We start from the raw sequence: 12,115 nt of genomic DNA on the forward strand, positions 1-12,115 counted from the left end.
CACTGAAGGAACACCTTCAGAGCACACGTCGCCGGCATGGGCACTTCCACCGACTTCGCCAAACACTGGTTCAGCGCCCGCGACTGGAAGCCGTTCGCCTTTCAAAAACAGGTGTGGGCGGCGGTCAAACGTGGCGAATCCGGCCTGCTGCACGCCAGCACCGGCGCCGGTAAAACCTACGCGGTGTGGTTTGCCGCGCTCAGTCGGTTTGCCCGCTCCAGGCCTGCTGCTGAAACCACCCGTAAACGCAAACCACACGCCGAACCGCTGACTGTCTTGTGGATCACGCCGATGCGGGCGCTGGCCGCCGACACTGCGCGCGCCCTGCAAGCGCCGCTGGACGATCTGCAGATCCCCTGGAGCGTCGGCCTGCGCACCGGCGATACCGGCAGCAGTGAACGCGCCCGGCAAAACCGGCGCCTGCCCCCGACATTGATCACCACCCCGGAAAGCCTGACCCTGATGCTCGCCCGAGCCGACTCGCAAACGGCGCTGTCGACATTGCGCATGGTCGTGGTGGATGAGTGGCACGAATTGCTCGGCAACAAACGCGGTGTGCAACTGCAACTGGCCCTCGCCCGGTTGCGCCGCTGGCAGCCGGGGCTGATCGTCTGGGGCGTTTCCGCAACGCTTGGCAATCAGTCCCACGCCGAACAGGTGCTGATCCCACACGGCGACGGAATCAGTATTCAGGGGCAAAGCGAAAAGTCGCTCAAGGTCGACACCCTGCTCCCACCGGCGATCGAACGGTTTCCCTGGGCCGGGCATATCGGCTTGAAGATGTTGCCGCAGGTGGTCGCCGAACTGGATGTCTGCGCCAGCAGCCTGGTGTTCACCAACACCCGGGCGCAATCGGAAATCTGGTATCAGGCCTTGCTGGAAGCGCGACCGGACTGGGCCGGGTTGATCGCGCTGCACCACAGCTCGCTGTCCCGTGACACCCGCGACTGGGTCGAGCAGGCGCTGAAGAACGGTCAACTCAAAGCCGTGGTCTGCACTTCAAGCCTGGATCTGGGGGTGGATTTCCTGCCGGTGGAGCGGGTGCTGCAGATTGGCTCGGCCAAAGGCGTGGCGCGACTGATGCAGCGTGCCGGGCGTTCGGGGCATGCGCCCGGCAGAACGTCGCGGGTCACCCTGGTGCCGACCCACAGCCTGGAGCTGATCGAAGCCGCGGCCGCTGGCGATGCCGTGGCACAGCGGCGGATCGAACCGCGACTGTCCCCGCACAAACCGCTGGATGTGCTGGTGCAGCATCTGGTCAGCATGGCCCTGGGCGGTGGCTTTGTTCCCGATGATCTGTACGAAGAAGTCCGTGGCGCCTGGGCCTATCGTGACCTGACGCTCGCGGACTGGGCCTGGGCGCTGGCGTTCGTACGCCACGGCGGGATGTCGCTGACGGCGTACCCGGATTACCGCCGGGTCGAGCCGGATGAGCACGGGATCTGGCGCGTCCCCGATGCCCGCCTGGCGCGCCGCCATCGCATGAGCATCGGCACCATCGTCAGTGATGCCGCGATCCATTTGAAGTTCTGGAGCAAGGGCGGAGGCGGCAAACAGCTGGGCAGCGTTGAAGAAGGCTTTATCGCTCGCCTCAAACCTGGCGATGGGTTTCTGTTCGCCGGTCGCTTGCTGGAGCTGGTGCGGGTGGAAAACATGACCGCCTATGTCAAACGCAGCACGGCGAAAAAAGCCGCGGTGCCGCGCTGGAATGGCGGGCGCATGCCGCTCTCCAATGAATTGGCCGAAGCGGTGGTCAGCCGGTTCAGCGCGGCGGCACAAGGCGAGTTTGCCGGCCCGGAAATGCAGGCCTTGCGCCCGTTACTGGAAACGCAGATGCGCTGGTCAGGCCTGCCGACCGTCAACAATCTGCTGGCCGAAGTGCTGAAATCCCGCGAAGGCTGGCACCTTTTCCTCTACCCGTTTGCAGGACGCCAGGTGCATCTGGGGCTGGCCAGCCTGCTGGCGTGGCGGGTCAGTCAGCGTTTGCCTGTGACTTTCTCGATTGCGGTCAACGATTACGGACTGGAATTGCTCAGCGCCACGCCCGTTGACTGGCCTGTGCAACTGGATGGCGCCCTGCTCAGTCCCGAGGACTTATTGAGGGATGTGCTGGCCAGCCTCAATGCGGGGGAACTGGCACTGCGCAGGTTTCGGGAAATCGCGCGGATTGCCGGGCTGGTGTTTGCCGGTTACCCCGGCGCGCCGAAAAGCACCCGTCAGGTGCAGGCCTCCAGCGGGCTGTTCTTCGAAGTGTTCAAACAATACGACGCCGACAACCTGCTACTGGCGCAGGCCGGGGAAGAAGTCCTGCGGGAAGAACTGGATATTCGTCGACTGGAACAGACATTGGAGCGGATCAACCGGATGAAACTGGACATGCACCTGATCAAACGTCCTACACCGCTCGGGTTTCCATTGCTGGTGGAACGCATGCGCGAAAGCATGAGTTCGGAAAAACTCGCCGACCGCATCCGCCGAATGGTCGGCGATCTGGAACAAACTGCCGACAAGGGCCAATCCTGATGAACGCGCCCTACCCGGTGCGTCTGGCAGGCGAAGACCTCTGGCTGCTGCCGGAAAAGGCACTGTACTGGCCGGCGCAACAGGCGCTGCTGATTGCCGATGTGCATTTCGGCAAGGCTGCCGCTTACCGGCGCCTGGGGCAGCCGGTGCCGCAGGGCACGACAGCGAGCAACATCGCCGTGATCGAGCAGTTGCTGGCGAAACTGCCGTGTCGGCAACTGATCTTTCTTGGGGATTTTCTGCACGGGCCCGGTTCGCATGCCCCGGGCACTTTGAGTGCTCTGTCTGAGTGGCGCTCACGCCACGCCGATCTGCCGATCACGCTGATTCGCGGTAATCACGATAAACGCGCCGGTGATCCGCCAGCGACGCTGAACATTCGGGTGGTGCCGGAGCCGATGCTGCTCGGGCCCTTCGCGTTGCAGCACGAACCCGATCTGTACCCGGAACGCCACGTGCTTGCAGGCCACGTTCACCCGGTCTATCGATTGAACGGCAAGGGGCGTCAGCGTTTGCGGCTGGCCTGCTTCAGGCTGGGGGAACGCATCAGCCTGCTGCCGGCGTTTGGCGCCTTCACCGGCGGTTATCCGGTGGAGAAGGAAGACAGCTGTCGGATCTTTGTCATTGGCGACAACGAAATATGGCCCGTCGGCTGAAGTCCTGTCCAGGATTCAGCCGACGGGCCATACAGTCAATCAAGCGACAGGCGCAGGTGGCGGTTTGTCCGGCAGCGTAGGCTCGCCGGGCTCGGTCGGTTCTTCGTTGGGGGTATCGGGATCGGGCTGGTGAGGAATTCCGCCAGCCATAGCGATGGGCGGGTGTGCCAACAAGGACCAGGCCAATACGCCAATCTGATTGGGCTCGAGCCTTGCCAGTTCGGCAGTGATTTGCGGATCGATCTTCATGGAGCACTCCTCGGCGAAGGCCCGTCCCGCTGTTCGCGAAACGGGCAGTACACCCCATAGAGTGTCTACCCGCCGAAGAATTCCCGGTAACTGCCGGATGGACGGATCAGGTGCGCGGCAGGGTCACGCCACGCTGGCCCTGGTACTTGCCCGCACGATCCTTGTAGGAGACTTCGCATTCCTCGTCGGATTCGAGGAACAGCATCTGCGCCACGCCTTCGTTGGCGTAGATCTTCGCCGGCAGGTTGGTGGTGTTGGAGAACTCCAGGGTCACCTGGCCTTCCCACTCGGGCTCGAGCGGAGTGACGTTGACGATGATGCCGCAGCGAGCGTAAGTGCTCTTGCCCAGGCAGATGGTCAGGACGTTGCGTGGAATACGGAAGTATTCAACGGTCGTGGCCAGGGCGAAGGAGTTTGGCGGAATGATGCAGACGTCGCTGTGGACATCGACGAAGCTGCCAGCGTCGAAGTTTTTCGGATCGACGATGGCCGAATTGATGTTGGTGAACACCTTGAAATGATTGGTGCAACGCACATCGTAGCCGTAGCTCGACACACCGTAGGAGATCACACGGCTGTCGTCGCTGCCACGTACCTGGCGCTCGACGAACGGCTCGATCATGCCGTGTTCCTGCGCCATGCGGCGAATCCACTTGTCCGATTTGATGCTCATGGCGGGTGTCCTGAATAGCGAGGTGGAAAAAATCTGTCCGGCATCTTACCGGGCGCGCCGCCGGGTTCAAAGTCCGGGCTGCAAATCTCGCCGAACGTGCAGGAATTACGCGCCCTGGCGACGAACCGTCACACCGCCGATCCCTAAAACAGAGAAACCTTCGCAAGAAGCATTGGCACGTTCCGGAAAAAGGGTTAAGGTGGCGCCACTGTGCTGCTTGTGTCACTGAGAATCTCTACACGATATGTTGAATTTCGATCCAACCATCTACAAGAATTTTTCCTGCTCTTTGCACTCAGTCTCGGCCAGGGTTCTTCCTGAGTCGCAGTTATCTTTGTTCAAGGAGTTACACCATGTCTAATCGCCAAACCGGTACCGTTAAGTGGTTCAACGATGAAAAAGGCTTCGGCTTCATCACTCCACAATCCGGTGACGACCTGTTCGTTCACTTCAAAGCTATCCAATCCGACGGCTTCAAAAGCCTGAAAGAAGGCCAACAGGTTTCTTTCATCGCTACCCGCGGTCAGAAAGGCATGCAAGCTGAGGAAGTACAAGTTATCTAACTTGTAGCTTCTTTAGTAAAAGGCCCCGCCCTCAAAAGCGGGGCTTTTTTGTGGGCGTCTGTTTTTCCAGGCGCAAAAAAAAGATCGCAGCCTGCGAAGGCTGCGATCTTTTTTGTTGCTTACCAAGCGACGCCGAAGCCGGCGGTGTAGCGGGTCTTGCTCAAGTCCGCATCCTCGGTGCCGCTGATGATGTCGCGCTCAGCCTTGAGGTTGAGGGATGCCCAGTCGGTGACCTTGTAGCGCAGGCCCATTTCCGCATCCAGCGCGTAGTCAGCCACGCCGGACAACGGCTTGCCGACTTCGCCATTGGTGAAGAACTCAACCTTCTTGCCGATCAGGTAGCGGTTGTAGTCCCACTTCATGGCGACTGAATAGAAGTTGTCCTTGCTGCCATCGCGATACTGGTAGTCCGTGCGGTTGAGCAGCGAGCCGAGGGAGAACGCCCCCAGCTCGTCATCCCAGAACTGGTAACCCGGACCGGTACCGACCACGCGCTGGCGCGCCAGCTCTTCGATGTGATCGCGCTTGTAGTTCAGGCGGCCCTGCCAGAACCACTTGTCCGTCAGGAAGCGGTCGAGTGCGTACTCGGCGCGCCAGTTGTCGGTGGTGGTCACGTCGTCCTGCACTTCGCGGTTGTACTCGCCCTCGGCGGTGTGCCGCCAGCGACCATGGCGGGCGGACGTCTTGAAGCCGATGTCGTAGTCGTCGGTGTCCTTTTCCGCACGCTGGTAATCCAGCGCCAGGTCGACATTGCCCTTCCACACCAGATCCTCGACCACCGGTTTGGGCTTGAGAATCTGCTGAATGCTCGCCAGCTCCACGGTTTTCGGCGCTTCGCCGTTGGCAAGGATGACCTTGCCGTCTTCGGCAGCGGTCAGCGACTTGGCCTTCTCGCCGTTGTAGGCGTCCTGCTTGACCAGCAGTTCCTGATCGCTCTCCAGGGTCTTGACCTGCTTCCAGTCGATGGTGACGGCCCCGGCGTACTGGGTCTGGACCAGCAACTTGCCGCCGTCGAACAGCGTGATTTTACCGCTCAGCTTGTCACCGTTCTTCAACCAGACGGTGTCGGCAAGCAAAGGTGTGGACGCACTGAAGACAGCAAGGCACAGCAGGGTTCTGGACAACATAAGCGAATCGAAGACTCAAGTTTGCGAAAAAAGGGTCGGCATTATCCGTAGGAATAATTCCCTGACAAGGAGTGACCCGGCTAATTCTGTTGAGTTCATTTCTCAATTGCCCCTCCACCGATTACGCTTAAGGACATAACGCGATCAAGCTCAGGAACCGCGCACGTGACAGACCCGATGCATGCCTGCGAAAACGATCCGCAAATCCGACGCACGGCACTCTATTCCACCCTCGCCCAAGTGCCTGAGGGCAAAGTCGTCAGCTATGGTCAGTTGGCCGAACTGGCGGGATTGGGGCGCGCCGCCCGCTGGGTCGGCCGGACCCTGAGCCAATTGCCCGGCGACACCAAACTGCCCTGGCACCGCGTACTCGGCGCCGGCGGTCGGATCAGCCTGCCGGCGGGCAGCCCGTCCGGGGACGAACAGCGGGCTCGATTGCGCATGGAAGGCATCACCATCCTGAACAATCGTGTGGATATTCGGCGCCATGGCTGGCGTCCGGTAGAGCACAGCGGTTAGAGTGCGCGCTTTGTTTTCGCAATCTTGAGGCAGACTTCAGCCCATGCCCCGTAAAACCTGGCGCGCCGCGCTCGCCGCCTATGCCAGTCCTTCGACGCTCGTGCTGTTGTTGCTGGGTTTCGCCGCCGGCCTGCCGTACATGCTGGTGTTCTCGACACTTTCGGTCTGGCTGCGTGAAGCCGGTGTGGCCCGCGAGACGATCGGCTACGCCAGCCTGATCGGTCTGGCCTACGCCTTCAAATGGGTCTGGTCGCCCCTGCTCGACCAATGGCGCCTGCCGCTGCTGGGCAAGCTGGGTCGTCGCCGTTCCTGGCTGGTACTTTCACAGACGCTGGTGATCCTCGGTCTGATCGGCATGGGCTTTTGCGACCCGCAAAAACACCTGTCCTGGCTGATCGCCATCGCGGTGGTCGTTGCATTCGCCTCCGCCACCCAGGATATCGCCGTCGACGCCTATCGACTGGAAATCGCCGAAGACAACCGCCAGGCCGCACTGGCCGCCAGTTACATGTCCGGTTATCGGATCGCCGCCCTGCTCGCGACCGCGGGTGCGCTGTTCTTCGCCGAGGGCTTCGGCTCTACAGGCTTCAAGTACCAGCATTCGGCCTGGACCGGCACCTACGTGCTGTTCGGTGCCCTGATGGTGCCTGCCCTGCTCACCACCCTGCTGATGCGCGAGCCGCCGGTGCCGTTGCGCACCCAGTTGCAGGCGGGGCGTTACACCTTCATGCATCAGTTGATGTCGGTGTTCGTGCTGATCATTTTGCTGGTCTCCGTGCCGGCGATGTTCACCCAGCTCTACAACACCGATTTCGCCAGCGTGCTGTTTGGCGACATGAGCCCGCTGGACCTGCTGCTGGAAGACCGGGCGTTCCTGCGCGCGATTCTCTACACCACGCTGACCTGCCTGTGCCTCTCGGCCATGGGCCGTCGCGGTCTGGCGCCGGTGCTGACACCGGTCAACGACTTCATCCTGCGCTACCGCTGGCAGGCGTTGCTGCTGCTCGGCCTGATCGCCACCTATCGAATGTCCGACACGGTGATGGGCGTGATGGCCAACGTGTTCTACATCGACCAGGGTTTCACCAAGGACCAGATCGCCAGCGTCAGCAAGATCTTCGGTCTGATCATGACCCTCGTCGGTGCCGGCATGGGCGGCCTGCTGATCGTGCGTTTCGGCATCCTGCCGATCCTGTTCATCGGCGGTGCCGCGTCGGCGGGCACCAATCTGCTGTTCCTGATGCTGGCCGACATGGGCCCGAACCTGCAGATGCTGGTGGTGACGATTTCCCTCGACAACTTCAGTTCGGGCCTGGCCACCTCGGCGTTCGTCGCCTACCTGTCGAGCCTGACCAACCTGAAGTTCTCCGCCACCCAGTACGCCCTGCTCAGCTCGATCATGCTCCTGCTGCCACGCCTGATCGGCGGCTACTCCGGAGTGATGGTGGAGAAATTCGGTTATCACAACTTCTTCCTCATCACCGCGCTGCTCGGTGTTCCGACCCTGGTGCTGATCGCCCTGCACTGGTTCCAGGAAAGCCGCCGCGAAGGCCCGACGCCGACCCCGGAACCTGCACCGACCTCCGTCGTGGAAGAATCGTAAGACATCTCGCACCCGGCGAGAGGCTTCGCGCCGGGGTTGCACTTCTGTACGTCGGCGGATCTCGCCGTTACACTGCTCCGTCATTTCCAGTCATAGCAACCGACAACGGCCAACCATGCGCACCAGTCAATTTTTGCTCGCCACACAGAAAGAAACGCCTTCCGACGCGGTCGTGATCAGCCACCAGCTGATGCTGCGCGCCGGCATGATCCGCAAACTCGCCTCGGGCCTGTACACCTGGCTGCCGATGGGCTTGCGAGTGATGCGCAAGGTGGAAGCCATCGTTCGCGAAGAAATGAACGCCGCCGGCTCTCTGGAAGTGTTGATGCCGAGCACCCAACCGGCCGAGCTGTGGCAGGAATCGGGACGCTGGGAAGAATACGGCCCTGAGCTGCTGCGCATCAAAGACCGCCACGGTCGTGATTTCTGCGCGGGCCCGACCCACGAAGAAGTGATCACCGATCTGATGCGCAACGAGTTGAGCAGCTACAAACAGCTGCCGATCAACCTGTACCAGATCCAGACCAAATTCCGTGACGAAATCCGTCCACGCTTCGGCCTGATGCGCGGTCGCGAATTCATCATGAAGGACTCGTACTCCTTCCATGCGGATCAGGCGTCGCTGCAGATCACCTACGACCGCATGCACGAAGCGTACTGCAACATCTTCACCCGCCTGGGCCTGAAGTTCCGTCCGGTGGAAGCCGACAACGGGTCGATCGGCGGCGCCGGCTCCCACGAATTCCACGTGCTGGCCGAGTCCGGCGAAGACGACATCGTCTTCAGCAACGGTTCCGACTACGCGGCGAACATCGAGAAGGCCGAAGCCGTGCCGCGTGAAACCTCGCGCGCCGCGCCAAGCGAAGAGCTGCGCCTGGTCGACACACCAGACACCAAGACCATCGCGGCCCTGGTGGAGAAATTCAATCTGCCGATTGAAAAGACCATCAAGACCCTGATCGTGCACGCGGAAGAAGAAGGCAAGCTGATTGCACTGATCATCCGTGGCGACCACGAGCTGAACGAAATCAAGGCTGCCCAGCAACCTGGTGTTGCCAGCCCGCTGGTCATGGCCTCCGATGCCGAACTGCGTGACGCCATTGGCGCCGGTGCCGGCTCCCTCGGCCCGCTGAACCTGCCGCTGCCAATCATCATCGACCGTTCGGTCGAGCTGATGAGCGACTTCGCCATCGGTGCCAACATCGACGACAAGCACTACTTCGGCGTGAACTGGGAGCGTGACCTGCCGGTTCCGACCGTGGCCGACCTGCGTAACGTCGTGGCTGGTGACCCAAGCCCGGACGGCAAGGGCACCCTGGAAATCAAGCGCGGCATCGAAGTCGGGCACATCTTCCAGCTGGGCAACAAGTACAGCAAGGCGATGAAGTGCGAAGTGCTGGGCGAGAACGGCAAGCCGGTGACCCTGGAAATGGGTTGCTACGGTATCGGCGTTTCCCGCGTGGTGGCTGCCGCCATCGAGCAGAACAACGACGAGAACGGCATCATCTGGAGCGACACCCTGGCGCCGTTCCAGATCGCCCTGGTGCCGCTGCGCTATGAAACCGAGCTGGTGCGCGAAGCCACCGACAAGCTGTACGCGGAACTGACCGCGGCCGGCTTCGAAGTGCTGCTGGACGACCGCGACAAGAAAACCAGCCCGGGCATCAAGTTCGCGGACATGGAGCTGATCGGCATTCCGCACCGGATCGTGGTCAGCGACCGCGGCCTCGCCGAAGGCAACCTGGAATACAAGAGCCGTACCGAAGGCCAGGCGCAAGCGCTGCCGGTTGCCGACGTGCTGTCCTTCCTTCAGGCCCGTATCCGCCGCTGAAACCAGATAGAGACGTCATGTTCAAGCGAAACACCTTAGGCCTCGGTGGTGCCGCCCTGTGCGGCACCCTGCTGGTCAGCGGCTGTGCCAATCACATGTCACAACGCAGCGAGCACGAGGAACGTGTCGAGCGCAAACTGCTCGATCACAGCCTGCAGATCGATGTCGGCGAGCCCAAGGTGCTTGAGCTGCCGCAACGGCGCGTGAAGATCAACGAACAGAAGACTTTCGAAGTCACCGAGTTCGAGGTCACGCGCCATTACGACCGTTACACGCCTTACCAGCCATGGCGGGAAATCTACGAGATTCCGCTGGGCGCGGTGGCGGTGGTCGGCGGCGTCGGCGCCAACGTGGTCAACGTGTTTGCCCTCGGCAATCTGCCCGACAGCGTGACACGGGACTGGCTCAGCTACGGTTTCGCCGGGCTCAACCCGTTCATGAACGTGCAATCGAACGGTCGTGCGCAACAGAACCTGGCCGGCATCGACGAAGTCCAGCGCGACAAGCGCACGGAATATTCGAGCCTGCCCTGGAGCGAGCGCCCGGTTCAGGTCAAAGCCGGCAAACAGACCTTCGACATGACTACCGATCGAAACGGCGTGCTGCGCCTGAACCTGCTGGACAGCCCGTTCGCCGAAAACGACCTCAATCATGTGGGCAAACTGCAGATCAGCGTCGAAGACGGCAAGGATGACGTGCATTCCGATTCGTCCCTGGCGATCAGCACTCACCTGCGCGGCAAGCTGCTGGAAGCTCACGGGCTGATCTACGACGATCTGGAAGACGACGAAGTGAGCCAGTGGGTGCACCGGGTCAAGCGTCTGTCGGAACTGGGTCTGGAAGAAGAAGCCAGTGAGCTGGAACAAAGCCTGATCGAACTGACCCGCAACGATCCCGAGTTGCAGGCCGAATTCCTCAAGTCCCTGACCCGGGATGCGGGGCGTCTGGTGGCGGATCCGGGGCCGAACTGAAACCCCTGAAAAAATGCCCGAACCTGCTTCGGGCATTTTTTTGCTCGTCTATCGCTCAAACAGCTCCATCTGCTCGAACCCGCCGCGTAAATCCTCGAGCCGCACGCCCACTCCCAATAACCGCACCGGTTTGCCACCGCGATTGAACGCCTGCGTCAGCATCAACTGGTAACTGCCCAGATCCCGCCCTGCCCCCGCCTGTTCCAACGTGGTCTGGGTAAAATCGTGAAACTTCACTTTGACGAACGGCTTGCCCGGCCGGTAGCTGCTGTCGATCCGCGCCATGCGGGTTTTCAGGGTTTCCAGCAATTCCGGGAGCTTGTCGAGGCAACTGCGCAGGTCCGGCAGATCGACGTCGTAGGTGTTTTCGACACTGATCGACTGACGGCGACTGTCGTTGTGTACCAACCGCTCATCAATCCCACGGGCCAGACTCCACAAGCGCTCGCCGAAACTGCCGAATTCCCGCACCAGCGCCAGCTTGTCCCACTCGCGCAATTGCATACAGTCATTGATACCGAGCCTGCTCAGCTTGTCGGCGGTGACCTTGCCCACCCCGTGCAACTTGCTCACCGGCAGACCACTGACAAAGTCTTCGACCTGATCCGGGGTGATTACGAACAAGCCGTTGGGCTTTCTCCAGTCGCTGGCGATCTTGGCCAGAAACTTGTTCGGCGCCACGCCGGCGGAGACGGTGATGTGCAATTGATTGGAAACCCGGCGACGAATGTCCTGGGCAATGCGCGTGGCGCTGCCGCCGAAATGCGCGCTGTCCGAGACATCAAGATAGGCCTCGTCCAGGGAAAGCGGCTCGATCAGGTCGGTGTAATCGCTGAAGATCGTGTGTATTTCCTTCGACGCCTCGCGATAGGCGTCCATTCTCGGCTTGACGATGGTCAGGTCCGGGCACAGCTTCAAGGCATGTCCGGACGACATCGCCGAGCGAACGCCGTAAGCCCGCGCCTCATAGTTGCAGGTGGCGATCACCCCTCGCCGGTCCGCCGAGCCACCCACCGCCAATGGCTTGCCGGCGAGGCTCGGGTCATCCCGCATCTCGATGGCGGCGTAGAAACAGTCACAGTCGACGTGGATGATTTTTCGCTGAGTCATGACAGAAAAGGAAACATGGCGAGCCGGACCGGCAGTATCTCACTGACACCTGTATATAGCACCAGTGGTAGGAATGTTCTTTTCAGTTTGTAGGAAACGGACTTTGAATTTATTTTCTCAATCGAAAACCAACCTCCAATAGAGCTGAAACCCTTGCCCTGCCTGACCTGCAGCCCCCGAAAAGACCGTCAGTCAGCGCTAACCGATTGAAGCTGAAGAGGTTTTATCCAAATTGAAGGTTGACACCCCGGCGTTCCTCTGTAGAATGCCGCCACACAGACGCGGGATGG

The 12,115-nt window shown here is 61.0% G+C and carries 11 protein-coding genes; 7 read left to right on the forward strand and 4 right to left on the reverse strand.

The window, feature by feature from the left end:
• Window positions 1–36 precede the first annotated feature (36 nt).
• A complete protein-coding gene (locus AC07XZ_RS12705; protein WP_102686591.1) occupies window positions 37–2,523 on the forward strand; it encodes a ligase-associated DNA damage response DEXH box helicase in 2,487 nt (828 codons plus the stop codon).
• Complete coding sequence (gene pdeM / locus AC07XZ_RS12710; protein ID WP_102686590.1) at window positions 2,523–3,179, forward strand: ligase-associated DNA damage response endonuclease PdeM; 657 nt, start codon at window positions 2,523–2,525, stop codon at window positions 3,177–3,179. Before AC07XZ_RS12705 ends, pdeM begins: the two co-directional genes overlap by 1 nt.
• Before the next feature lie 39 nt (window positions 3,180–3,218).
• Here the strand turns inward: pdeM and AC07XZ_RS12715 are convergent, their stop codons facing one another.
• Both AC07XZ_RS12715 and dcd read right to left on the reverse strand, forming a co-directional pair.
• Window positions 3,219–3,428 carry a hypothetical protein gene (locus tag AC07XZ_RS12715; protein WP_085605329.1) on the reverse strand — a complete coding sequence of 70 codons (210 nt, stop codon included), beginning with the start codon at window positions 3,426–3,428 and terminating at the stop codon, window positions 3,219–3,221.
• A gap of 106 nt (window positions 3,429–3,534) precedes the next feature.
• Window positions 3,535–4,101 carry a dCTP deaminase gene (dcd, locus tag AC07XZ_RS12720; protein ID WP_007954988.1) on the reverse strand — a complete coding sequence of 189 codons (567 nt, stop codon included), beginning with the start codon at window positions 4,099–4,101 and terminating at the stop codon, window positions 3,535–3,537.
• Between the two features lie 353 nt (window positions 4,102–4,454).
• Here dcd and AC07XZ_RS12725 point away from each other — a divergent pair, with 353 nt between their 5' ends.
• Entirely contained in the window at window positions 4,455–4,664 is a 210-nt protein-coding gene (locus AC07XZ_RS12725) for a cold-shock protein (protein WP_002554837.1), read from the forward strand.
• 119 nt (window positions 4,665–4,783) lie between these two features.
• Here AC07XZ_RS12725 and AC07XZ_RS12730 read toward each other — a convergent pair whose 3' ends face one another.
• Entirely contained in the window at window positions 4,784–5,791 is a 1,008-nt protein-coding gene (locus AC07XZ_RS12730; protein ID WP_085748169.1) for a DUF481 domain-containing protein, read from the reverse strand.
• 177 nt (window positions 5,792–5,968) lie between these two features.
• Between AC07XZ_RS12730 and AC07XZ_RS12735 the strand changes: the two genes are divergently transcribed.
• From AC07XZ_RS12735 to AC07XZ_RS12750, 4 genes are all read left to right on the forward strand, one after another.
• The gene (locus AC07XZ_RS12735) at window positions 5,969–6,310 is read left to right on the forward strand and encodes an MGMT family protein (protein ID WP_170929714.1); all 342 of its coding nucleotides are present in this window, start codon (window positions 5,969–5,971) and stop codon (window positions 6,308–6,310) included.
• 43 nt (window positions 6,311–6,353) lie between these two features.
• Window positions 6,354–7,913, forward strand: a complete 1,560-nt coding sequence (locus tag AC07XZ_RS12740; protein WP_085748168.1) for an AmpG family muropeptide MFS transporter — start codon at window positions 6,354–6,356, stop codon at window positions 7,911–7,913.
• Between the two features lie 115 nt (window positions 7,914–8,028).
• Entirely contained in the window at window positions 8,029–9,744 is a 1,716-nt protein-coding gene (locus AC07XZ_RS12745) for a proline--tRNA ligase (RefSeq protein ID WP_085748167.1), read from the forward strand.
• Window positions 9,745–9,761: 17 nt separating this feature from the next.
• Window positions 9,762–10,715, forward strand: a complete 954-nt coding sequence (locus AC07XZ_RS12750; RefSeq protein ID WP_102686589.1) for a hypothetical protein — start codon at window positions 9,762–9,764, stop codon at window positions 10,713–10,715.
• A gap of 48 nt (window positions 10,716–10,763) precedes the next feature.
• Here the strand turns inward: AC07XZ_RS12750 and dinB are convergent, their stop codons facing one another.
• On the reverse strand, window positions 10,764–11,825 hold the full coding sequence (gene dinB / locus AC07XZ_RS12755) for a DNA polymerase IV (RefSeq protein ID WP_102686588.1): 1,062 nt from the start codon (window positions 11,823–11,825) through the stop codon (window positions 10,764–10,766).
• Window positions 11,826–12,115: the final 290 nt, after the last annotated feature.

This window comes from Pseudomonas sp. GW458-11-26-14-LB4, from assembly GCF_059423925.1.

Bases quoted from the DNA above. Each gene is read 5' to 3' on its own strand.
- AC07XZ_RS12750 (WP_102686589.1), top strand. From the start codon at position 9,762: ATGTTCAAGCGAAACACCTTAGGCCTCGGTGGTGCCGCCCTGTGCGGC.
- AC07XZ_RS12735 (WP_170929714.1), top strand. From the start codon at position 5,969: ATGCATGCCTGCGAAAACGATCCGCAAATCCGACGCACGGCACTCTAT.
- AC07XZ_RS12730 (WP_085748169.1), bottom strand. From the start codon at position 5,791: ATGTTGTCCAGAACCCTGCTGTGCCTTGCTGTCTTCAGTGCGTCCACA.
- dinB (WP_102686588.1), bottom strand. From the start codon at position 11,825: ATGACTCAGCGAAAAATCATCCACGTCGACTGTGACTGTTTCTACGCC.
- dcd (WP_007954988.1), bottom strand. From the start codon at position 4,101: ATGAGCATCAAATCGGACAAGTGGATTCGCCGCATGGCGCAGGAACAC.
- AC07XZ_RS12715 (WP_085605329.1), bottom strand. From the start codon at position 3,428: ATGAAGATCGATCCGCAAATCACTGCCGAACTGGCAAGGCTCGAGCCC.
- AC07XZ_RS12725 (WP_002554837.1), top strand. From the start codon at position 4,455: ATGTCTAATCGCCAAACCGGTACCGTTAAGTGGTTCAACGATGAAAAA.
- pdeM (WP_102686590.1), top strand. From the start codon at position 2,523: ATGAACGCGCCCTACCCGGTGCGTCTGGCAGGCGAAGACCTCTGGCTG.
- AC07XZ_RS12740 (WP_085748168.1), top strand. From the start codon at position 6,354: ATGCCCCGTAAAACCTGGCGCGCCGCGCTCGCCGCCTATGCCAGTCCT.
- AC07XZ_RS12745 (WP_085748167.1), top strand. From the start codon at position 8,029: ATGCGCACCAGTCAATTTTTGCTCGCCACACAGAAAGAAACGCCTTCC.
- AC07XZ_RS12705 (WP_102686591.1), top strand. From the start codon at position 37: ATGGGCACTTCCACCGACTTCGCCAAACACTGGTTCAGCGCCCGCGAC.